The sequence below is a fragment of the Methylobacterium sp. WL103 genome (genome assembly GCF_008039885.1).
GTDB classification, from domain to species: Bacteria; Pseudomonadota; Alphaproteobacteria; order Rhizobiales; family Beijerinckiaceae; genus Methylobacterium; species Methylobacterium cerastii.
Map to the genome: position 1 here is coordinate 1 of NZ_VRUX01000859.1, position 1,385 is coordinate 1,385.

A 1,385-nucleotide genomic window follows, 5' to 3' on the forward strand; every position below is an offset into this window, starting at 1 on the left:
CTCCCGGGCCGCCGCCACCAGCCCGGGCAGCCGGGTGCGCAGCTCGGCGAAGAGCGGGTCGATGGTCGCGCGGCGCATGCCGGGATCGTACTCGTCGAGCAGCGCGTCGTAGGTCCCGAGCCCGAGCGCCGCCCCCTTGATCGCCCCGATCTCGCGCTGGAGCCGCAGCACCTCGGAGAGATGCGTCAGCAGCAGGCCGAAATCCGACTGCGCGCGGGCCTCGCGCCAGACCATCTCGGCCTTCGAGGTCGCGCGCGAACTCGCCTCGACGAGGTCGCCCGGCACCGAGGCGGCGTGGGCGTGGACGCGGCGCATCTCGGCGAGGTTTTCCGCCTGCCACGGATCGAGCCCCTGCTCGCCGGCGGCGGAGAGCGCGTCGGCGGTCTCGGGTGCGGTCAGGATCTCGTGGGCGAGGCCGCGCAAGGTCGCGAGCTGGTCGGCGCGGCCGTCGGCGGCGCCGTCCGGCATCAACGTCTGGGAATCCCAGCCGAGGATGCCGGCGGCGTCACCGATCGCGTCGAGGCGGGCGAAGCGGCGTTCGAGACCGGAATAGGCGTTCACGATGCGCGAGCCTCTGCGTTGGCGCGCCGGCCTCGCGAGCGGCCGGCTGGGATGGCGGCCTTCGTCATAGGCGCCGGGCGCCACCGGGAACACCCCGCCTAGAGATCGGAGATCGGCGCGAGCCCGCGCCTTTCGCAGGGAGCGCCCCATATCGTCGCGACGCGCCGAGGGCGCCGTGGGACCGGAGCAGAGTGGTGGATCGCCGTGCCTTCGTCGCCGCAGCCCTGGCCTCCACCGCCCTCGTCGGAGGCCCCGTCGCCCACGCCGCGACCGAACCCAGGTCCGTCGCGAAGGACGGGCCGGTGCGGATCGCCATGCTGCTCTATCCGGGCATGACCGCGCTCGACGTGGTCGGCCCGCAGGAGATCCTTTCAGGCCTCGCGCCCGGCAGCCTGGATCTCGTGGCGCGGGCCGCCGGTCCCGTCGCGAGCGATACCGGGCTCGCCCTCGTCGCCACCGCGGATTTCGAGACCTGCCCGCGCGACCTCGACGTGCTGTTCGTGCCCGGGGGCGACGGCACGCCCGACCAGATGCGCGACTTGGCGACCCTCGCCTTCCTGCGCGACCGCGCCGGGCGCGCCGCCTGGGTCACCAGCGTCTGCACCGGCTCGCTGATCCTGGGCGCGGCGGGCTTGCTCGCCGGATACCGCGCGACCTCGCACTGGTGCGTGCGCGACGCCGTCCTACCCCTGCTCGGCGCCGTGCCGGTGGACGAACGGGTGGTGTTCGATCGGAACCGCGTCACCGCGGCCGGCATCTCGGCCGGGCTCGATTTCGCCCTCGCGCTGGCGGCGAGGCTGCGCGGCGCGGACTACGCCCGCACC

Annotated in this window: 1 protein-coding gene and 1 pseudogene; one reads left to right on the plus strand and one right to left on the minus strand. The window is 74.5% G+C overall.

The features are described from left to right. A pseudogene (locus FV222_RS26145) lies at positions 1 to 561 on the minus strand (carboxypeptidase M32); the annotation flags it as partial. Positions 562 to 875: 314 nt separating this feature from the next. On the opposite strand from FV222_RS26145, the gene FV222_RS26150 reads away from it, so the two are divergent. Then, a partial coding sequence (locus tag FV222_RS26150; protein WP_147816040.1) for a DJ-1/PfpI family protein occupies positions 876 to 1,385 on the plus strand: 510 nt, incomplete at its 3' end.